The organism is Streptomyces krungchingensis, from assembly GCF_054729265.1.
Window position 1 is genome coordinate 3,338,340 of record NZ_JBPUKY010000001.1, and the last position, 20,542, is coordinate 3,358,881.

The following is a 20,542-nucleotide window of genomic DNA, read 5'->3' on the forward strand; positions in this document are numbered from 1 at the left end:
ATGGGGACGAGTAGCGGCGTACGCGGCCATGAGCGACCCGGGGACGGTGGAAGCCCGGGGGTCAGCGCGACGTGAAGATCACCCCGGAGCCGCCGGAAGAACACCCCGCAGGGGCCAGTAGACCCGGTATCGCGACCCCAATGAGGGGGCTCACTGGTGCGAACGGCGCACCGGGGAGCCAAGGAGGGTGGTACCGCGGGAGCGCGCCGCACACGGCGTCCGTATGAGAACAGGCTCTCGTCCCTCCGACGGAAGGCAGAACGTCCGCCGGAGGAAGCTCGCCGATGAAACCGACGCAGTACCGCCAGGTGCCCGCCCAGGTCGACCTGCCCGCCCTCGAGCACGCAGTGCTCGACTTCTGGCGCGAGCAGAAGATCTTCGCCAAGAGCCTTGAGCAGTCCGAGGGCCGCCCCGAGTGGGTGTTCTACGAGGGCCCGCCCACCGCCAACGGCATGCCGGGCGCCCACCACATCGAGGCGCGCGTCTTCAAGGACGTCTTCCCCCGCTTCCGCACCATGCGCGGCTACCACGTGGCCCGCAAGGCCGGCTGGGACTGCCACGGCCTGCCGGTGGAGCTGGCGGTCGAGAAGGAGCTCGGCTTCAGCGGCAAGAAGGACATCGAGGCGTACGGGATCGCCGAGTTCAACGCCAGGTGCCGCGAGTCCGTGCTGCGCCACACCGACGCCTTCTCCGACCTGACGACCCGCATGGGGTACTGGGTCGACCTGGACGACGCCTACGTCACGATGGACCCCGAGTACATCGAGTCGGTCTGGTGGTCGCTCAAGGAGATCTTCGACAAGGGTCTGCTGGTCCAGGACCACCGCGTCGCCCCCTGGTGCCCGCGCTGCGGCACCGGCCTGTCGGACCACGAGCTGGCGCAGGGCTACGAGACGGTCGTCGACCCGTCCGTGTACGTCCGTTTCCCGCTCACCTCCGGTCCGCTGGCCGGCCGGGCCTCGCTCCTGGTGTGGACGACGACCCCCTGGACGCTCGTCTCCAACACCGCCGTCGCCGCGCACCCCGACGTCACCTATGTCGTCGCCACCAACGGCGAGGAGCAGCTCGTCGTCGCCGAGCCGCTCGTCGAGAAGGCGCTCGGCGAGGGCTGGCAGACCACCGGCGAGTCCTTCACGGGCGCCGAGATGGAGCGCTGGAACTACCAACGACCGTTCGAGCTGGTGGAGTTCCCGGCTCCGGCGCACTTCGTGGTGAACGCCGAGTACGTCACCACCGAGGACGGCACGGGTCTGGTCCACCAGTCCCCCGCCTTCGGTGAGGACGACCTCAAGGTGTGCCGCGCGTACGGCCTGCCCGTGGTCAACCCGGTGCGCCCCGACGGCACCTTCGACGAAGACGTCCCGATGGTCGGCGGCGTCTTCTTCAAGAAGGCCGACGAGAAGCTCACCGAGGACCTCGACACCCGCGGCCTGCTGTTCAAGCACATCCCGTACGAGCACAGCTACCCGCACTGCTGGCGCTGCCACACCGCGCTGCTCTACTACGCGCAGCCGTCCTGGTACATCCGCACCACGGCCGTCAAGGACCGTCTCCTCGAGGAGAACGAGAAGACCAACTGGTTCCCGGAGTCGGTCAAGCACGGCCGCTTCGGCGACTGGCTGAACAACAACATCGACTGGGCGCTGTCCCGCAGCCGCTACTGGGGCACCCCGCTCCCGCTGTGGCGCTGCGAGGAGGGCCACCTCACCTGTGTCGGCTCCCGCGCGGAGCTCACCGAGCTGACGGGCACCGACCAGTCCGCCCTGGACCCGCACCGGCCGTACATCGACGCGGTCACCTTCGCCTGCCCGCAGGACGGCTGCGGCAGCACGGCGACGCGCGTCCCGGAGGTCATCGACGCCTGGTACGACTCGGGTTCGATGCCGTTCGCGCAGTGGGGCTACCCGTACAAGAACAAGGAGCTGTTCGAGAGCCGCTACCCGGCGCAGTTCATCTCCGAGGCCATCGACCAGACCCGCGGCTGGTTCTACACGCTGATGGCCGTCGGCACCCTCGTCTTCGACAAGTCGTCGTACGAGAACGTCGTCTGCCTGGGCCACATCCTGGCCGAGGACGGCCGCAAGATGTCCAAGCACCTGGGCAACATCCTCCAGCCGATCCCGCTGATGGACCAGCACGGTGCGGACGCGGTGCGCTGGTTCATGGCGGCCGGCGGCTCCCCGTGGGCGGCCCGTCGCGTGGGCCACGGCACCATCCAGGAGGTCGTCCGCAAGACGCTCCTCACCTACTGGAACACGGTCGCCTTCCAGGCTCTGTACGCCCGCACCTCCGACTGGGCGCCCAGCGAGGCCGATCCGGCCCCGGCGGACCGCCCGGTGCTCGACCGCTGGCTGCTCTCCGAACTCCACGCGCTCACCGACCAGGTGACGCAGGCGCTGGAGGCGTACGACACCCAGCGCGCCGGAAAGCTGCTCTCGGCGTTCGTCGACGACCTGTCGAACTGGTACGTGCGCCGCTCGCGCCGCCGCTTCTGGCAGGGCGACAAGGCCGCGCTGCGCACGCTGCACGAGGTCGTCGAGACGGTCACGCGGCTGATGGCCCCGCTGACCCCGTTCATCACCGAGCGGGTCTGGCAGGACCTGGTCGTCCCGGTCACGCCGGGCGCCCCCGAGTCCGTCCACCTGTCCTCGTGGCCGGAGGCGGACCTGTCCGCGATCGACCCCGAGATGTCGCGGCAGATGGTGCTCGTGCGCCGTCTCGTGGAGCTCGGCCGCGCCACGCGCGCGGAGTCGGGCGTCAAGACGCGTCAGCCGCTGTCCCGGGCGCTGGTCGCCGCGTCGGGCTTCGACGTCCTCGACCCCGAGCTGCACGCCCAGATCACCGAGGAGCTGAACGTGAGCTCGCTCGCCTCGCTCTCCGAGGTCGGCGGGTCACTCGTGGACACCACCGCCAAGGCGAACTTCCGGGCGCTCGGCAAGCGCTTCGGCAAGGGCGTCCAGGCCGTGGCGAAGGCCATCGCCGAGACGGACGCGGCGGCGCTCTCCCTCGCCCTGCGTGAGGGCACGGCGTCGGTCGAGGTCGACGGGGAGACGGTGACGCTGGCACCGGACGAGGTCATCATCACGGAGACCCCCCGTGAGGGCTGGTCGGTGGCGTCCGACTCCGGTGCCACGGTCGCGCTCGATCTGGAGATCACCGAGGAGCTGCGGCAGGCGGGCCTCGCGCGTGACGCGATCCGGCTGATCCAGGAGGCCCGCAAGAACAGCGGGCTCGACGTGGCCGACCGGATCGCGCTGCGGTGGGTGTCCACGGACCCGGCCGTCATCGCGGCGCTCTCCGAGCACTCCTCGCTCATCGCGGACGAGGTCCTCGCCACGGACTTCGCCCAGGGCGAGGCCGACGACTCCTACGGCGCCCCGTTCACGGACGAGTCCCTGTCCCTGACGTTCCGCCTCCGCAAGGCGTAACCCGCCCCGGAACCCTCTCGGCCCCGGCGCCCCGGCCCCGCTTCCCCAGCGGCGGACCGGGACGCCGGGGCCGTCTTCTTTCGCCCCCCGCCGCCCCGGACCCCTCTCCTCAAGCGCCGGAGGGGCTGATCTCAGCCCGTCCGGCGCTTGAGGACGAGGCCGAGGCCGTCCAGGCCGACCGGGGGTCTGGGGGCGGAGCCCCCAGGGACACGGGACGGGCAGGGGCGGAGGGGGCGAAGAACGCGGTCCGCGCCGCCGCGGGAGGACGCAAAAGGGCGGGGCCCCCGGAATCCCGGGGGCCCCGCCCTGAACGCTGCCGACGCCTAAGGCGTACTGAAGGCCGTCAGTTGTCGTCCTCGTCGATGAGGAACCCACGCATCGGCGAGGGAGCCTGCTGCATCGGCGACGGCCCCTGCGGCCGCACCGGAGCCATCGGCTGGGTCATGGCCGGCGACATCTGCTGCTGCCCGCCGTAGGAGGGCGCGGCCGGCGCCGGCGCTCCACCCATGCCCTGGTTGCCACCGTAGGACGGCGCACTCGCACCGGCCGGAGCCATGGAGGGCGCGGACGGCGACGGCAGGGACGCGGCGGCCGGGGTACGCGGCGGGGCGAGCGAGTCGTCCGCCTGCGTCTCCAGCTGGCGCAGCTGCGACTCCAGGTAGGACTTCAGTCGCGTACGGTACTCGCGCTCGAAGCCGCGCAGGTCCTCGACCTTGCGCTCCAGCGTGGCGCGGGCGGACTCCAGGGAGCCCATCGCGACGCGGTGCTTCTCCTGCGCGTCCCGCTCCAGCGCGTCGGCCTTGGCGCGGGCGTCCCGCTCCAGACCCTCGGCGCGGCTGCGGGCCTCACCGACGATCTTGTTGGCCTCGGAACGGGCCTCGGCGATCGCCTGGTCGGCGGTCTGCTGGGCCAGCGAGAGCACACGGGCGGCGCTGTCGCCGCCGGGACCCTGACCGGGCTGCGGCATCTGCGGACCATGGCCGCCCATGGGACCACCCATGGGACCGCCCATAGGGCCGCCCATCTGCTGCTGCATCTGCGGCTGCATCTGGCCGGGACCCTGACCCATCGGACCCTGACCCATCGGGCCGGGACCCTGCGGACCGCCCTGCCCACTGGGGCCTGCGGGCAGCTGCGGTGCACCGCTCGGCAGCTGGGGCGGACCACCCATGGGGCCACCCATCTGCTGCTGCGGCGGGCCCGATATGCCGGCGGGCACAGGAGCGCCGGGACCTCGCATGCCCTGCGGCGGACCCTGCTGCTGGTCCTGCTGCTCGGGCGGCTTGCGCATGCCCTGCTGCTGGTTCTGCGCGGCGGCACGCGTGGCGGCGGCCAGCTTGGCGCGCAGGTCCTCGTTCTCGCGCAGCAGGCGCGTCAGTTCGGCTTCGACCTCGTCGAGGAAGGCATCGACCTCGTCCTCGTCATAGCCTTCTCGGAGGCGGACGGTCGTGAACTGCTTGTTCCGCACGTCCTCGGGGGTCAACGGCATCTCTTCACCTCAACGTAGTCGTCGGCATTCGGCAAGACCGTATCGTTCACAGCCGGCTCACGACGGAGATCAGGATGTAGACGATGATCATCAGTACGAAGAAGGACAGGTCGAGCGCCACGCCCCCGAGACGCAGCGGCGGGATGAACCGCCGCAGAAGCTTGAGCGGTGGATCGGTGACAGTGTAGGTGGCCTCCAGAACGACCACCATCGCCTTGCCGGGTTGCCATGAGCGGGCGAACTGGAAGACGTAGTCCATGACAAGCCGGAAAATCAGCACGATGAGGAAACACATCAGCGCGATGTAAAGAACCTGCCCGACCACGCTCATGATTCGTGCTTCCCTCTCCCCTGTTTCCCAGCCTTGTTCCGGTCCTGCGTCTCAGCTCTGGTTGAAGAACCCGCCCTCTGCGATGCGGGCCTTGTCCTCCGCCGTGACATCGACGTTAGCAGGCGACAACAGGAACACCTTCTGCGTCACCCGCTCGATGCTGCCGTGGAGACCAAACACCAAACCGGCCGCAAAGTCGACAAGTCGCTTCGCGTCTGTGTCATCCATCTCAGTCAGATTCATGATCACCGGGGTGCCTTCACGGAAGTGTTCCCCGATGGTACGGGCCTCGTTGTAGGTCCGGGGGTGCAGTGTGGTGATCCGGTACGGCTCTCGCTCGGACACGACCTTGGGCATGATCACCGGCGCGTTCTTCTCCAGGCTCTGACGTTCTTGTGTGATGGACGCCACGGGGGCGATTCGCGCCGGACGCCCGGATTCCGCGGGGAGCGAAGCGGAATGGGGCACCGGATCGCGCGGCGCCGGAGGCTGCACCACTCGTACCGAATCGTCCCTTTGGGACTGGTGTGCCTGATGTGACTGGTGTGACGGTTCATGCCGTCGCCGGTCCCGCTCGGGCTCCGGGTCGAGCTCGGGCTCGAAGTCGTCGTCGGGGTCGAATCCCCTGCCGTCGTACCCATCGTCCTCCACGAGGCCGAGGTAGACCGCCATCTTGCGCATCGCGCCGGCCATGCTCTGAGTCCTCCGCTCTGTGGTGGATCGGCTGACGAATTGCCAAGTGCCCGCGATCCACGTGGTCGTTATGCCCGCCTTTGGCGGAAATGACCATATTTTCTGCTGTGGTCCGACTTCTTGGCGACGTTACCCGAGCCTGGGTCGGACTCCGAGTACCGCAGTACCGACGCGTACATGTGTCGCTCCGGCCGCCACGGCCTGTTCGAGGTCCGAGCTCATCCCTGCCGAGACCATGTTCGCAGCCGGATGAGCGCCGCGCAGGACAGTCGACAAATCCATCAGCCGCTCGAACGCAGCCTGTTCACGTCCCGCGTACGGTCCGCTGAGCGGCGCGACGGTCATCAGCCCGTCGAGTCGCAGCCCCGGGGAGTCCGCGACGAGGTCGGCCAACTCTTCGATTCCCGCGACTCCCACACCCCCGCGCTCACCCCGGCCGCTCTCCTCGGCGTCCAGCGCGACCTGGATCAGGCACCCCACTTCGCGCTCCGCCCGCACCGCCTCCTTCGACAAGGCCGTGACGAGCTTGGAACGATCGACGGACTGCACCACATGCGCGTAACCGACCACGGAACGCACCTTGTTGGTCTGCAACTGACCGACAAAATGCCAAAAGAGGGGCAGATCCGAACACTCCGCGGCCTTGGGTGCCGCATCCTGGTCGCGGTTCTCGGCGACGTGACGCACACCGAGTTCCGACAGGATCCGCACATCGCTCGCGGGGTAGGTCTTGGTGACCACGATCAGGGTCACCTCTTCGCGCTCCCGCCCTGCCGCCTTGCACGCGGCCGCGATGCGGTCCTCCACTTTCGCCAGATTCGCGGCGAGTTGAGCCTTACGTTCTGTCATGCCCCATCAGTCCAGCCAGACATAGCCCGCGAGCCGCCCCGTCGTGCGGTCGCGGCGGTACGAGAAGTGGTCCTGCGATTCGAGCGTGCACACCGGCGACTGCTCCCGGTCGCTCACCCCGAGCCGCTCCAACTGCGCGTGCACTCCGGCGGTCACGTCGACCGCGGGGGTGCCCCAGCTGGTCTCGGCGTACGCCGCCGGCTCGATCGCGGCGACGTCGGCGCGCATCTCCTCGGGCACTTCGTAGCAGCGTCCGCAGACCGCGGGTCCGGTCCGGGCGACGATCCGCTCCGCCTCGGCCCCCAGTTCCACCATGGCCCGCACCGCCGCGGGGACGACTCCGGCCACCATGCCGGGCCGTCCCGCGTGGGCGGCGGCCACCACCTTGGCCACCGGATCGGCGAGCAGCACGGGCGTGCAGTCCGCGGTGAGCACGGCGAGGGCGAGTCCTGGCCGCGTGGTGACGATCGCGTCGACCTCGGCCACGGGGCGGTCCCCCCACGGCGCGTCGACGACGGCCACGTCCGGTCCGTGCACCTGGTTCATCCAGACCACCCGGGCCGCGTCGAGTCCCAGTGACCCGGCGGCCAGTTCACGGTTGGAGCGCACGGCGGCGGGGTCGTCGCCGACCGCCCCGCCGAGGTTGAGCTCCTCGTACGGAACGGCGCTCACCCCGCCCCACCGGTCGGTGAAGGCGAAGTGCGCGCCGCTCACTGTGCTCGTTCGGGAGCGCTGCCCTATCACTTCAGGAAGTCCGGCACGTCCAGCTCTTCGGCCGGGCTGTCGGCGTACGAGCGGGACGGCGGGACCGGCGGCGGGGCCTGGATCTCGCTGACCGGCTCGGGGGCGGGCTCCGGAGCGGCTTCCTTCGGCGTGACGCTGCCGAGCGAGCCGAAGGACGGGCGGCTCTCGGTGGACCGCACCGGTGCCGGCTCCTCGCGCTTCGCGGTGGACGACCCGAGGACGTTGTCCCGCTTGGCCGGGGGCTGGCCGCCGTCGAAGCCGGCGGCGATGACGGTGACCCGCACCTCGTCGCCGAGGGCGTCGTCGATGACCGCGCCGAAGATGATGTTGGCCTCGGGATGGGCGGCCTCGCTGACCAGCTGGGCGGCTTCGTTGATCTCGAACAGGCCGAGGTCGGAGCCGCCGGAGATGGAGAGCAGTACGCCGCGCGCGCCGTCGATGGAGGCTTCGAGGAGCGGCGAGGAGATCGCCATCTCGGCCGCCGCGACGGCCCGGTCGTCGCCGCGGGCCGAGCCGATGCCCATGAGCGCCGAACCGGCCTCGGACATGACGGACTTGACGTCCGCGAAGTCGAGGTTGATCAGACCGGGCGTGGTGATGAGGTCGGTGATGCCCTGAACACCGGAGAGCAGGACCTGGTCCGCCGACTTGAAGGCGTCGAGGACGGAGACCTGGCGGTCCGAGATGGACAGCAGCCGGTCGTTCGGGATGACGATGAGGGTGTCGACCTCTTCGCGGAGTTCCGCGATGCCGTCCTCGGCCTGGTTGGCGCGGCGCCGTCCCTCGAAGGTGAACGGGCGCGTGACCACGCCGATGGTCAGGGCGCCGAGCGAGCGCGCGATGTTGGCCACGACGGGTGCGCCGCCGGTGCCGGTGCCGCCGCCCTCACCGGCGGTCACGAAGACCATGTCGGCCCCCTTGAGGACCTCTTCGATCTCCTCGCGGTGGTCCTCGGCGGCCTTGCGGCCGACGGCCGGGTTGGCGCCGGCGCCGAGTCCGCGGGTGAGTTCGCGGCCGACGTCGAGCTTGACGTCGGCGTCGCTCATCAACAGCGCCTGTGCGTCGGTGTTGATGGCGATGAACTCGACACCCTTGAGACCGACCTCGATCATCCGGTTGATGGCATTGACACCACCGCCGCCGACACCGATGACCTTGATGACTGCGAGGTAGTTCTGCGGTGCTGCCACGTCGAAGGCCTCTCGCCTCGAATTACGTTGCCGTCGCCCCACGGGTGCTCCGCGGTCCGACGGCTGATGCCGAATTGGGACGGTCCGAACGCCGACCCGAACCCTAACGCTGAAGTTTAGGGTTACCAGTGTGTCTGTTCCTTGGACTCTTCCGAACAGGACACTAAGTCGACAAGTGGCGCACGTTCAACGAACACGCCGAACCTCCCGTTTTTCTTTTCACCCTATGTGATCAGCCGTAGCGCTGCCCAACTAGGGTGCTGGCCTGCGCAGATGTGCGTCAACTCCCCGATGACGCAGGGGCGGTGGGAACGCTGACATCGAAGTGCCGGGCGCCGGGAGCGGCTTTCATGAGAGCGGTGAGCGCCCTGGCTTTGGCGCGCCCCTTCTCGCCGCTGCCCCAGTCGACTGTCCGGCCGCCCTTCAACTCCAGCCGGATCGAGTCGAAGGAACGGACTTTGACGGTGCTCGTGTCGCGGGCGACGGCGGCCGGAAGGTCGCCCGCGGCCCGCACCGCCTCGCGCACCAGCCGGTCGGTGCCGAAGCGGCGCAGGCCGGCCGACCGGGAAACTTTCAATTCCAGTGCGGGCACGCCCCTCGGAGCGTCGGAAACCGTCGCGAATCGCACACCCTTGGCGTCCACTTCGACGTATTTTGTGCCTTTTTCGATAATCAGGACGGGGGTGCGCTCGGTCACTTTCAGCCCGATTCCGTTCGGCCAGGAACGGACGACGTCAATCGAGTCAATTCGGGGCAATTCACGCCGCAATCGTGCCGCAATCGCGTCCGTTTCGACAGAAATCAACGGGGAACCGACCGGAACGTCGGCCGCCTTGCGCACCTGGTCCGCCGTCAGCACCTGCGTCCCCGACACCGTCACGCGGTCCACGCGCAGCCACTGCGAGCCGTAGAGGACCCAGACGGACGCGGCCCCGGTCAACACCACGGAGGCCAAGACGACGATGAGCCTACGAGGGTGTCTCAGCCGCCCGGCACGGGGCGGCCGGGGCGGGCCGGATTCCTGCTTCTGCCGTTCGCCGCGCTCGGCGGTGCTCGGTCCGGCCACGCTCCCTGCCTTCCCTCATGCGGTCCTAGTGGCGGCGAGAGGCGATCGCCTCGTACACCATGCCGACGAGCAGGTCGTCGGCGTCCCGGCGGCCGAACTCGCTGGCGGCACGGGACATCTCGTACAGCCGGTGCGGGTCCGCGAGCACGGGGAGCACGTTCTGCTGCACCCACTGGGGCGACAGCTCCGCGTCGTCGACCAGCAGCCCACCGCCGGCCTTGACCACCGGCTGGGCGTTCAGCCGCTGTTCGCCGTTGCCGATGGGCAGCGGGACGTACGCGGCGGGGAGCCCGACGGCGGAGAGTTCGGCGACGGTCATCGCGCCCGCGCGGCAGAGCATCATGTCGGCAGCGGCGTACGCGAGGTCCATCCGGTCCACGTACGGTACCGGGATGTACGGGGGCATCCCCGGCATCTGGTGCACCTGCGGCAGTTCGTTCTTCGGGCCGACCGCGTGCAGGATCTGGATGCCCGCCTGCTGGAGGTAGGGCGCCGCCTGCTGGACGACCTCGTTGAGGCGGCGGGCGCCCTGCGAGCCGCCGGAGACCAGCAGGGTCGGCAGGTTGGGGTCGAGCCCGAACGCGGCGCGGGCCTCGGGGCGCACGGCTGCCCGGTCGAGGGTGGCGATGGAGCGGCGCAGCGGGATGCCGATGTAGCGGGCCCCGCGGAGCTTGCTGTCCGGCGTGGAGACGGCGACCTGGGCGGCGTACCGCGAGCCGATCTTGTTGGCGAGGCCGGGACGGGCATTGGCCTCGTGGATGACGATCGGCACACCGAGACGCTTGGCCGCGAGATAGCCGGGCAGGGCGACGTACCCGCCGAAGCCGACGACGGCGTCCGCCTTGGTGCGCTCCATGATCTGCTCGGCCGCCTTGATGGTGCCGCGCAGCCGCCCGGGGACGGTGATCAGCTCGGGCGTGGGCTTGCGTGGCAGCGGCACGGCGGGAATCAGCGCGAGTTCGTAGCCGCGCTCCGGTACGAGGCGGGTCTCCAGACCGCGCTCCGTGCCCAGGGCCGTGATCCCCACGGTCGGGTCCTGCCTGCGCAGGGCGTCCGCGAGGGCGAGCGCGGGCTCGATGTGGCCGGCGGTCCCCCCGCCGGCGAGTACGACATGCACCGAAATTCACCGCTCTCCGGACGAACGCGCCGTGCCGGCACGCCGTCGCATCGTGTTCCATCTCCGAGGCCCCGCGGTCCCCGCGGAGCCTCTCACCGCAGCACGCTTTCTACCAAAGCGGGGTTGCCGCATGGCAAGCGCCGCCCGCGCAGCGGGCTCGTCGCGTGCGAAGGCGATCAGCAGCCCGATGGCGAACATGGTCGGCAGCAGGGCGGAACCTCCGTAGGAGAACAGCGGGAGCGGGACTCCGGCGATCGGCAGCAGACCGAGCACCGCACCGATGTTGATCACGGCCTGGGCCGTGATCCAGGTGGTCACGCCTCCCGCGGCATACCTCACGAAGGGGTCCTCCGTGCGTCCGGCCACGCGGATACCCGCATAGCCTAGAGCCGCGAAGAGGGCGAGTACCGACAGCGTCCCCGCCAGACCCAGTTCCTCCCCGGTGATGGCGAAGATGAAGTCGGTGTGCGCTTCGGGTAGTTGGCCCCATTTTTCCACGCTGGCGCCCAGGCCGGAACCGAAGAGTCCGCCGGAGGCGAGGGCGTAGATGCCGTGCACGGCCTGCCAGCAGTGGTCGCCCGGCCCCGGGTCGGTGGCGCCGATACAGGCGAGCCTGGCCATGCGGTTCGGGCTGGTCTTGATGAGGATGACGCCGATGGTCGCGGCGACGGCCAGCACACCGGCGAACAGCCGGGTGGGCGCTCCCGCCAGCCACAGCAGCCCGAAGAGGATCGCTGTGAGAATGATCGCGGTTCCCATGTCGCCGCCGAGCATGATCAGCCCGAGCAGCATGAAGGCCACCGGCACGAGCGGCACGAGCATGTGCTTCCACTGGGTCAGCAGCCGCTTGTCCTGTTTGCGGGCGATCAGGTCGGCGCCCCACAGCACGAGCGCGAGCTTGCCGAACTCGCTGGGCTGGAGCTGGAACGGGCCGCCGACGGAGATCCAGTTCTGGTTGCCGTTGACCGAGACCCCTATCCCCGGCACCTGCACCAGGGCCATCAGGAAGACGGCGCCCGCCAGGATCGGGTACGCCAGCGCCCGGTGCAGTTTCACCGGCATCCGCGAGGCGACCAGCATGAGCACACCGCCGATCACGGCGGCCAGGAACTGCTTGCGGAAGAAGTACGACCCCGGCAGCGAGAGCTGCAGCGCGGTGATCTGCGAGGCCGAGTAGACCATCACCAGGCCCAGCACGGTGATCAGCAGGCTGCCGCCCAGGATCAGGTAGTACGCGGTGAGCGGCCGGTCCCAGGCCTTGCGGGCGCGCAGCAGGAACCGGCGGACGGGGTTGTCGCGCGGGGGCCGGGCACCGGACGGCCGTCGCGGCGCGCGCTGGACCGGAGGGCGGCCCGTACGGCTACTCGGCACGGCCGGCACCTCCCGTGCCGCGGGAGGACTCCCCGCAGGGCGGGAGGGGCCTCCACGGCACCGTGCCGCCGGCCCGAAGCCGCAGACGAGGTACCGACCAGGATGGCGTCACGCGTCGCTCCCAAGGGTCCCGGGCGCCCGGGTCGGCCGGACCCGCCGTCAGGCGCTCGCGGCGCCGAGTTCGCGAACCGCCTCCGCGAAAGCGTCACCGCGCTTGTTGTAGTTGGCGAACATGTCCATGGACGCACAGGCCGGCGCCAGCAGAACGGTGTCCCCCGGCCCGGCGAGCCGCGCGGCCTCCCGGACCGCCGCGAGCATCGCCCCAGTGTCGGTCCGGTCGAGGTCGACGACGGGTACTTCCGGGGCGTGTCGCGCGAGCGCTTCGCCGATGAGCGCGCGGTCCGCCCCGATCAGGACGACGCCCCGGAGCCGCTTCGCCGACTTGGCGACCAGTTCGTCGAAGGTCGCGCCCTTGGCGAGGCCGCCCGCGATCCACACGATCGACTCGTAGGCGGCCAAAGAGGCCTCCGCCGCATGCGTGTTGGTGGCCTTGGAGTCGTCGATGTAGGCGACCTGGTCCACGTCGGCGACGTGCGCGATGCGGTGCGCGTCCGGGCGGAAGGCGCGCAGTCCGTCGCGCACCGCCTTGGCGGGCACACCGAAGGCGCGCGCCAGGGCCGCCGCCGCAAGGGCGTTGGCGATGTTGTGCGGGGCGGGCGGATTGACGTCCGACACCTCCGCGAGTTCCTGCGCGTTCTTGTGCCGGTCCTCGACGAAGGCGCGGTCGACCAGGATGCCTTCCACGACGCCGAGTTGGGACGGTCCGGGCGTGCCGAGCGTGAAGCCGATCGCCCGGCAGCCCTCCTCCACGTCCGCCTCGCGCACCAGGTCCTCGGTCGCCTTGTCGGCGACGTTGTAGACGCAGGCGACCCGATTGCCCTCGTAGATACGGCCCTTGTCGGCGGCGTACGCCTCCATGGAGCCGTGCCAGTCGAGGTGGTCGGGCGCGAGATTCAGCACGGCGGCCGACTGGGCGCGCAGCGAGGGCGCCCAGTGCAGCTGATAGCTCGACAGCTCCACCGCGAGGACGTCGTACGTCTCCTCGCCGAGGACCGCGTCCAGCAGCGAGACGCCGATGTTGCCGACCGCCGCGGTGCGCAGTCCGGCCGCCTCCAGGATGGAGGCGAGCATCTGGACGGTGGTGGTCTTGCCGTTGGTGCCGGTGACCGCCAGCCAGGGTGCTGGCTCCCTGCCGTCCTGGCCGCGCAGCCGCCAGGCGAGTTCGACGTCGCCCCAGACCGGGACGCCCGCCTCGGCGGCCGCGGCGAACAGCGGCTTGTCCGGCTTCCAGCCGGGTGCGGTCACGATCAGTTCGGTGCCTTCCGGCAGGGTCGCGCCGTCACCGAGGCGCACGGTGACACCGAGCGCCTCCAGCTCCGCGGCCTGGGCCCGGGAGCGCTCGTCGTCGCCGTCGTTGACGACCGTGACGACCGCGCCGAGGCCGTGCAGCACCTTGGCCGCCGGGATGCCGGAGACGCCGAGCCCGGCGACGGTGACGTTCTTGCCCTGCCAGTCGATCACTTCTTGGCTGCCCATCCTGCGTAGAAGAGGCCCAGTCCCACAATGACGCACATGCCCTGAATGATCCAGAAGCGGACCACCACAAGGACTTCGGACCACCCCTTGAGCTCGAAGTGGTGCTGGAGCGGTGCCATGCGGAAGACGCGTCGGCCGGTCAGCCGGAAGGACCCGACCTGGATCACGACCGACATGGTGATGAGGACGAAGAGACCGCCGAGGAGCGCGACCAGCAGCTCCGTGCGGGAGCAGATCGCCAGACCGGCGAGCGCGCCGCCGAGGGCCAGCGAACCGGTGTCACCCATGAAGATCTTGGCCGGCGAGGTGTTCCACCACAGGAAGCCGAAGCAGGCGCCCATCAGGGCGGAGGCGACGACCGCGAGGTCCAGCGGGTCGCGTACCTCGTAGCAGGCGGCCGGGTTCGTGAGAGTCGTGGCGTTGGCGCAGGACTCCTGGAACTGCCAGACGCCGATGAAGGTGTAGGCGCCGAAGACCATCGTGGCCGCGCCGGTGGCGAGACCGTCCAGACCGTCCGTCAGGTTCACGCCGTTGGACATGGCCAGGATCATGAACAGGGCCCAGACCACGAAGAGCACCGGGCCGATGGACCAGCCGAAGTCCTGGACGAAGGAGAGCTTCGTGGAGGCCGGGGTGTTCCCGCGGTTGTCGGCGAACTGGAGGGCCAGGACCGCGAAGGCGATGCCCACGATCAGCTGTCCGGCCATCTTCGCCTTGGCGCGCAGACCCAGCGAGCGCCGCTTGACGATCTTGATGTAGTCGTCCAGGAAGCCGACCAGGCCCATGCCCGCCATCAGGCCGAGCACCAGCAGGCCGGAGAACGTGGGCGCGTAACCGGTGATCACCTTCGACAGGAAGTACGCGATGATCGTCGCGAGGATGAAGGCGATACCACCCATGGTCGGCGTACCGCGCTTGCTGTGGTGCTCGCGCGGGCCGTCGTCGCGGATGTACTGGCCGTAACCCTTGCGGGCCAGGAGCTTGATCAGCAGCGGAGTGCCGACCAGCGTCAGGAACAGGCCAATGACTCCTGCGAACAGGATCTGCTTCATCATCGGGCGGCAACCTCACCCTCGAGGCCGCTGTCGAGCAGCGCCTGCGCCACCCGTTCGAGCCCGACCGACCTGGACGCCTTCACGAGTACGACGTCCCCCGGGCGCAGCTCGCTGCGCAACAGGTCGACAGCCGCCTGTGCGTCGGACACGTGCACCGACTCCTCACCCCACGAACCCTCGTTATATGCGCCCAGTTGCAGCCAGGACGCTTCCCTGCCCCCGACCGCGACGAGCTTGCTGACGTTGAGCCGGACGGCGAGCCGTCCGACCGCGTCGTGCTCGGCGAGCGCCTCGTCCCCGAGCTCGGCCATCTGGCCGAGCACCGCCCACGTACGACGTCCCTTGCCCATGGCCGCGAGCGCGCGCAGGGCGGCTCGCATGGACTCGGGGTTCGCGTTGTAGGCGTCGTTGACGACCGTCACGCCGTCCGGACGCTCGGTGACCTCCATCCGCCAGCGGGAGAGGGAGTCCGCCTCGGAGAGCGCGCGGGCGATCTCGTCTGCGGACATGCCCAGCTCATGGGCGACGGCGGCCGCGGCGAGCGCGTTCGACACGTGGTGCTCACCGTACAGGCGCATGGTCACATCACTGCACCCGGAGGGTGTGCGAAGGCTGAAGGCGGGCTGTCCACTGTCCGTGAGACGGACGTTCTCGGCGCGTACGTCCGCTTCGTCGGACTCACCGAAGAGGATCACGCGCGCCTTCGTCCGGGAGGCCATGGCGCGGACGAGGGGATCGTCGGCGTTGAGGATCGCCGCGCCGTCCTCCGGGAGGCTCTCGACGAGTTCGCCCTTCGCCTGTGCGATCTGCTCGCGTCCGCCGAACTCGCCGATGTGGGCGGTGCCGACGTTGAGGACGAGGCCGACCTTCGGCGGCGTCAGGCCGGCGAGGTAGCTGATGTGGCCGATGCCGCGGGCACCCATCTCCAGGACGAGGAAACGGGTCTCCTCGGTGGCGCTGAGCGCGGTGAGCGGCAGGCCGATCTCGTTGTTGAGCGAGCCGGGCGTGAAGACGGTCGGCGCCTTGGTCCGCAGCACCTGGGCGATCAGGTCCTTGGTGCTGGTCTTGCCCGCGGAGCCGGTGAGGGCGACGAGGGTCGCGCCGAGCCGTTCCACGACGTGCCGGGCGAGCGCGCCGAGCGCCGCCTGGACGTCCGCGACGACGATCGCGGGCACGCCGACGGGGCGGGACGCCAGCACGGCGACCGCGCCCGCCTCGACCACCGCCCCGGCGAAGTCGTGGCCGTCCACGCGCTCGCCGACGAAGGCGACGAAGAGGCTGCCGGACTCCACCTCACGGGAGTCTCTGACGACCGGTCCGGTGACCTGTACCGACGGATCCGGTATGTCGTGCGTCTGCCCGCCGACGACTGCTGCGATCTCGGCGAGAGAGAGGGCGATCACAAGTTCATCCCTGGGTCTGCTGGATAGCTTCGCGAAGCACCTGGCGGTCGTCGAACGGACGGACCACCCCGGCGATGTCCTGGCCCTGCTCGTGGCCCTTGCCCGCGACCAGCACGGTGTCGCCCGGCTGCGCGCGGGCGACCGCGGCGGCGATGGCGGCGGCGCGGTCCTCGAAGACCTGGACCTCGCCGCGCTCGTGCGCCGGGACCTCGGCGGCGCCCGCGAGCATCGTGGCGAGGATCGCGAGGGGGTCCTCGGAGCGGGGGTTGTCGGAGGTCAGTACGGCGGTGTCGGCGAGCCGGGCCACGGCCGCGCCCATCGGCATCCGCTTGGTCTTGTCGCGGTCGCCGCCGCAGCCGAGCACGACGTGCAGGTGTCCGGTGGTGACCTTGCGCAGGGCGCGCAGCACGGACTCGACCGCGTCCGTCTTGTGGGCGTAGTCGACGACGGCGAGGTAGGGCTGGCCGACGTCCACCCGCTCCAGGCGGCCCGGTACGCCCGGCACCGCGGCGACGCCGTCGGCGGCGTCCTGCGGGTCGATCCCCGCGACGGCGAGGGCGACGACGGCGGCGAGGGTGTTCGCCACGTTGAAGGGGCCCGCCAGCGGTGACCTGGCGGTGATCCGCTCGCCCTTGGGGCCGACGGCGGTGAACGTCGAGTCCATGGGCCCGACTTCGACGTCCTCGGCCCGCCAGTCGGCGTCGGGGTGGCCCTCGGCGGAGAAGGTGACGACCGGGACGGTGGCCTCCTTGGCCAGCCGGCGCCCGTACTCGTCGTCGAGGTTGACGACGCCGAGTCTGCTGCGTTTCGGCGTGAACAGCTGCGCCTTGGCCCGGAAGTAGTCCTCCATGTCGGAGTGGAACTCCATGTGTTCCGGGCTCAGGTTGTTGAAGACGGCGATGTCGAAGACGCAGCCGTCGACGCGCCCGAGGACCAGCGCGTGGCTGGAGACCTCCATCGCGACCGCCTCGACGCCGCGCTCGCGCATCACCGCGAACAGCGCCTGGAGGTCGGTGGCTTCGGGGGTGGTGCGCTCGGACTTGATGCGCTCGTCGCCGATGCGCATCTCGACCGTGCCGATCAGGCCGGTGCTGCGGACCGTCTTCAGACCGCCCTCGACGAGGTACGCCGTCGTGGTCTTGCCGGACGTGCCGGTGATCCCGATCTGGAGCAGCTCGCGCCCGGGGTGGCCGTAGATGGTGGCCGCCAGTTCGCCCATCCGTCCGCGCGGGTCGTCGACGACGAGCACAGGCAGGCCGGTGGCCGCGGCTCGCTCGGCGCCGGTCGGGTCGGTCAGCACGGCGACGGCACCGAGGCCGGCGGCCTGGGGCACGAAGTCGGCGCCGTGCAGGCGGGCGCCGGGCAGCGCGGCGTACAGGTCGCCCGGGCGCACGGCGCGGGAGTCATGGGTGATGCCCGTGACCTCCGCGGTCGACGCCGGGGCGGTGGTCCCCAGCTGATCGGCGAGCTCCGCGAGGGGTGTGGCGGAGACGTGAACCGGTCGGGGCGGCCCCGGATATGTCACAGGAACGCCCTTCTGGGTGGTTTGGGACTGATCAGCATGTGGCACGGCGGTGAGCGTACCGGGCGCACCCCCGCCGGAGCGAAGTGAGGGGTTCGGCGGGGACTGGTTCCCGGGAGCGGGGGTGATCGTTGTCACGGGCTGGTTCCTGGTCCGTTGTGCGTGGGGGCCGATCAGGGCGTGCGGTCGGATTGGATCACGGCGAGAAGGAGACGGGCAGTCGGGCGGGCTGCGCCCCGGTGGGCGGGACCTGGAGGGTCTTCAGCGCGAATTCCATGACCTGCTTGTAGATGGGTCCGCAGATCTGGCCGCCGAAGTAGCTGCCCTTGGTGGCGTTCTGGATCGCGCAGTAGACGGTGACGCGCGGCTTGTCCGCGGGTGCGAATCCGGCGAACGAGGAGGTGTATCCGTGGTACTTGCCGGTGGCCGGATCCACGCGGTTGGCCGTACCCGTCTTGCCCGCGACCCGGTAGCCGGGAATGCGCGCCTTGTTGCCGGTGCCCTGCTCGTCGTCCACGACGGACTCCAGCATCTGGGCGAGGGTCTTCGCCGTCTTCTCGCTCACGACCCGTGTCTTCTTGGGCTCGGCGGCCGGGGTGAAGCGGCCGTCGGGTCCCTTCGCGCCGCGCACCAGGGTCGGTTCGACGCGGACGCCGCCGTTGGCGATCGTCGAGTAGACGGAGGCCGCCTGCATCGCGTTGATCGACACGCCCTGGCCGAAAGGAATCGTGTACTGCTGCGAGGTCGACCAGGCGTCGGGGCGGGCGAGGATGCCCGCCGTCTCGCCGGGGAAGTCCAGCCCGGTGTGGCTGCCGATGCCGAACTTGCGCAGATACGAGTACAGGACCCGGTTGGCCTCCTTCTGCGTCTTGCCCAGCTGCCCGGTCGCCAGGATGGTGCCGATGTTGCTGGACTTGGCGAGGACGCCGTTGAGCGTCAGGTACCAGGTCGAGTGGTCGACGTCGTCCTGGAAGAGCCGGTCGCCGCGGTGCAGCCGGTTCGGCACGACCACGTGCGTGTCGGGTGTGGCGGCGTTCTCCTCCAGGACGGCCGCCATCGACATGAGCTTGGCGGTGGAGCCGGGCTCGAAGGCGTCCTGGAGGGCGGCGTTGCCCATGGCCGCCGAGTTGGCCTGGGAGAGGTCGTTCGGGTCGAAGCCGGGCGCGTTCGCCATCGCGAGGATCTCACCGGTCCGGGTGTCCTGCACTATCACGTAACCGCGGTCGGCCCTGGACTTCTTCACCTGCTCGGTGATCGCGTTCTGCGCGGCCCACTGGATGTCCCGGTCGATGGTCAGCTCGACGTCGGAGCCGGCCACGGCGGGCGTCTCGGTGGAGCCCACGGTCGGCACCTGCCGGCCGCCGGACTGCGCGTAGCGGATCTTTCCGTCCTTGCCGGCGAGCTGCTTGTTCAGCGCCTGCTCGACGCCGCCGCCGCCCTTGCCGTCGGCGTTGACCCAGCCCAGTATCCCGGCGGCGAGGTCGCCGTTCGGGTACACGCGCTTGCTGGCGGGTACGGCCAGGACGCCGGCGAGGACGTTGACCGTGTTCGTGTCGGTCTCCGCCTTGGTGCCGAGCGTCGACTTCAGGTCCTTGATCTGCTTCCACACCTGCGGGGTCTGGCGGTGCGCGAGCAGGACGTAGCGGGTGTTCTTCGTCCGCAGCTTCCTGGCGACGCTGTCCATGTCCTCGTTGAGGATGGGCCCGAGCAGCGCGGCGGCCTGCTCGGGCGCGTCACCGGCCTTCGTCGCCTCCCGCGTGAACATCGTCGGGTCGGCCGTGATGTCGTACGCGTCCACACTGGTCGCGAGCTCGACGCCGTTGCGGTCGGTGATGCCGCCCCGCTCGGCGGCGAGCGTGCGCCCCACGTAGCGGTTCTGCTCTGCCTTGGCGGCGTAGGCGCTGGCGTCCACGGCCTGCACCTGGAGCAGCCGTACGACGAAGGCGACCATCACCAGGGTCAGCGCGAGGCTGACCATGCGCAGGCGGGGGCGGGGGCTGCCGAGCCGGATGGCGCTCGGGGCCTGGGGGCGGCCCGCACCCGGTCGGCGTACGGGGCGCGCGCCGGGTCCCGGACGGCGCCGGCCGCCGGGTACGGGCCTGGCGGGGCCGGGCACTCGGCGGCGCGGCGGTTCCCTGTCGGACACTTCCGTCACCTGCCGGGGGTCGTGGGGGACTGCGTGGACGGGGCGGGGCCCTGACGGGAGGGGGCGGTCACGGACGGCTGCGCGGTGGACGCCGGGGACGAGGCCGGGCTCCGGCGGGGCTGCGGTGCGAGCACCTCGGGCGCCGGGATCATCGGGGCGCGCGCGGAGGACTGCTGGGCGGGCCCCCCGGGGACGCCCTTGACGGTGCCGTCGGGGTCGAGGAAGGCCGGGTCCCCGCCGGGGACCATGCCGAGTTCACGGGCGCGGCGCTGGAGGGCGTCGGGGGCGGAGTAGGCGTCCACGTCCCGCTGGAGGGCCTGCTCCTCGTCGGTGAGGCTCTTGGTGTCCTTCTGGAGGTCGTCGAGCCGGAACGCCCCTTCGCTGAGCGCGGAGTTCAGCACGAGGAGACCGATGAGGCCGCCGCCGAGCAGCAGGACGACGAGCAGCACGAAGGGGGTGCGGGCGGCCTGGCCGGCCCCCGTGGGCAGCAGTCGGGCGAGCCGGGCGGCCCGCCCCCTGAGCTCCGGTTTTCGGCTCACGCG

At 70.4% G+C, this 20,542-nt stretch carries 16 protein-coding genes; 1 reads left to right on the forward strand and 15 read right to left on the reverse strand.

Annotated elements, in window-relative coordinates; translation table 11 throughout:
* Positions 1-284: 284 nt before the first annotated feature.
* Positions 285-3,428, forward strand: coding sequence for an isoleucine--tRNA ligase (gene ileS / locus ACSYGO_RS14885; protein WP_426675884.1), 3,144 nt, complete (start codon positions 285-287; stop codon positions 3,426-3,428).
* A 343-nt stretch (positions 3,429-3,771) separates the two neighbouring features.
* Here the strand turns inward: ileS and ACSYGO_RS14890 are convergent, their stop codons facing one another.
* The 15 genes from ACSYGO_RS14890 to ACSYGO_RS14960 form a co-directional block, all read right to left on the reverse strand.
* Positions 3,772-4,917 (reverse strand): DivIVA domain-containing protein, encoded by a 1,146-nt coding sequence (locus ACSYGO_RS14890; protein ID WP_426675883.1) that lies wholly within the window; start codon positions 4,915-4,917, stop codon positions 3,772-3,774.
* Positions 4,918-4,963: 46 nt separating this feature from the next.
* A complete protein-coding gene (locus ACSYGO_RS14895) occupies positions 4,964-5,248 on the reverse strand; it encodes a YggT family protein (RefSeq protein ID WP_028803186.1) in 285 nt (94 codons plus the stop codon).
* 51 nt (positions 5,249-5,299) lie between these two features.
* Positions 5,300-5,941 (reverse strand): cell division protein SepF, encoded by a 642-nt coding sequence (locus ACSYGO_RS14900; protein ID WP_028803187.1) that lies wholly within the window; start codon positions 5,939-5,941, stop codon positions 5,300-5,302.
* A gap of 129 nt (positions 5,942-6,070) precedes the next feature.
* Positions 6,071-6,790 (reverse strand): YggS family pyridoxal phosphate-dependent enzyme, encoded by a 720-nt coding sequence (locus ACSYGO_RS14905; RefSeq protein WP_426675881.1) that lies wholly within the window; start codon positions 6,788-6,790, stop codon positions 6,071-6,073.
* Between the two features lie 6 nt (positions 6,791-6,796).
* The gene (gene pgeF / locus ACSYGO_RS14910; RefSeq protein ID WP_460386841.1) at positions 6,797-7,534 is read right to left on the reverse strand and encodes a peptidoglycan editing factor PgeF; all 738 of its coding nucleotides are present in this window, start codon (positions 7,532-7,534) and stop codon (positions 6,797-6,799) included.
* Positions 7,531-8,724 carry a cell division protein FtsZ gene (ftsZ, locus tag ACSYGO_RS14915; protein ID WP_345643689.1) on the reverse strand — a complete coding sequence of 398 codons (1,194 nt, stop codon included), beginning with the start codon at positions 8,722-8,724 and terminating at the stop codon, positions 7,531-7,533. The genes pgeF and ftsZ overlap by 4 nt, the downstream gene beginning before the upstream one ends.
* A 280-nt stretch (positions 8,725-9,004) precedes the next feature.
* Entirely contained in the window at positions 9,005-9,790 is a 786-nt protein-coding gene (locus ACSYGO_RS14920) for a cell division protein FtsQ/DivIB (RefSeq protein WP_426675879.1), read from the reverse strand.
* Between the two features lie 25 nt (positions 9,791-9,815).
* The gene (gene murG, locus ACSYGO_RS14925; RefSeq protein WP_095933706.1) at positions 9,816-10,907 is read right to left on the reverse strand and encodes an undecaprenyldiphospho-muramoylpentapeptide beta-N-acetylglucosaminyltransferase; all 1,092 of its coding nucleotides are present in this window, start codon (positions 10,905-10,907) and stop codon (positions 9,816-9,818) included.
* Positions 10,908-10,913: 6 nt separating this feature from the next.
* Positions 10,914-12,278 carry a putative lipid II flippase FtsW gene (gene ftsW / locus ACSYGO_RS14930; protein WP_426675878.1) on the reverse strand — a complete coding sequence of 455 codons (1,365 nt, stop codon included), beginning with the start codon at positions 12,276-12,278 and terminating at the stop codon, positions 10,914-10,916.
* A gap of 159 nt (positions 12,279-12,437) precedes the next feature.
* Complete coding sequence (gene murD / locus ACSYGO_RS14935; RefSeq protein ID WP_460386844.1) at positions 12,438-13,874, reverse strand: UDP-N-acetylmuramoyl-L-alanine--D-glutamate ligase; 1,437 nt, start codon at positions 13,872-13,874, stop codon at positions 12,438-12,440.
* Complete coding sequence (mraY, locus tag ACSYGO_RS14940; RefSeq protein ID WP_095933709.1) at positions 13,856-14,929, reverse strand: phospho-N-acetylmuramoyl-pentapeptide-transferase; 1,074 nt, start codon at positions 14,927-14,929, stop codon at positions 13,856-13,858. The genes murD and mraY overlap by 19 nt, the downstream gene beginning before the upstream one ends.
* Positions 14,926-16,332, reverse strand: a complete 1,407-nt coding sequence (locus ACSYGO_RS14945; protein WP_426675876.1) for a UDP-N-acetylmuramoyl-tripeptide--D-alanyl-D-alanine ligase — start codon at positions 16,330-16,332, stop codon at positions 14,926-14,928. Before ACSYGO_RS14945 ends, mraY begins: the two co-directional genes overlap by 4 nt.
* Positions 16,333-16,336: 4 nt before the next feature.
* Entirely contained in the window at positions 16,337-17,857 is a 1,521-nt protein-coding gene (locus ACSYGO_RS14950; RefSeq protein WP_460386845.1) for a UDP-N-acetylmuramoyl-L-alanyl-D-glutamate--2,6-diaminopimelate ligase, read from the reverse strand.
* Positions 17,858-18,050: 193 nt separating this feature from the next.
* Positions 18,051-20,000 (reverse strand): peptidoglycan D,D-transpeptidase FtsI family protein, encoded by a 1,950-nt coding sequence (locus ACSYGO_RS14955; RefSeq protein ID WP_460386846.1) that lies wholly within the window; start codon positions 19,998-20,000, stop codon positions 18,051-18,053.
* 5 nt (positions 20,001-20,005) lie between these two features.
* Positions 20,006-20,539, reverse strand: coding sequence for a septum formation initiator family protein (locus tag ACSYGO_RS14960; RefSeq protein ID WP_426675873.1), 534 nt, complete (start codon positions 20,537-20,539; stop codon positions 20,006-20,008).
* Between the last annotated feature and the right edge of the window lie 3 nt (positions 20,540-20,542).

What these genes read in the sequence shown, in the direction of transcription:
- ileS (WP_426675884.1), top strand. Translation starts at nt 285, where the DNA reads ATGAAACCGACGCAGTACCGCCAGGTGCCCGCCCAGGTCGACCTGCCC.
- ACSYGO_RS14890 (WP_426675883.1), bottom strand. Translation starts at nt 4,917, where the DNA reads ATGCCGTTGACCCCCGAGGACGTGCGGAACAAGCAGTTCACGACCGTC.
- ACSYGO_RS14895 (WP_028803186.1), bottom strand. Translation starts at nt 5,248, where the DNA reads ATGAGCGTGGTCGGGCAGGTTCTTTACATCGCGCTGATGTGTTTCCTC.
- ACSYGO_RS14900 (WP_028803187.1), bottom strand. Translation starts at nt 5,941, where the DNA reads ATGGCCGGCGCGATGCGCAAGATGGCGGTCTACCTCGGCCTCGTGGAG.
- ACSYGO_RS14905 (WP_426675881.1), bottom strand. Translation starts at nt 6,790, where the DNA reads ATGACAGAACGTAAGGCTCAACTCGCCGCGAATCTGGCGAAAGTGGAG.
- murD (WP_460386844.1), bottom strand. Translation starts at nt 13,874, where the DNA reads ATGGGCAGCCAAGAAGTGATCGACTGGCAGGGCAAGAACGTCACCGTC.
- mraY (WP_095933709.1), bottom strand. Translation starts at nt 14,929, where the DNA reads ATGATGAAGCAGATCCTGTTCGCAGGAGTCATTGGCCTGTTCCTGACG.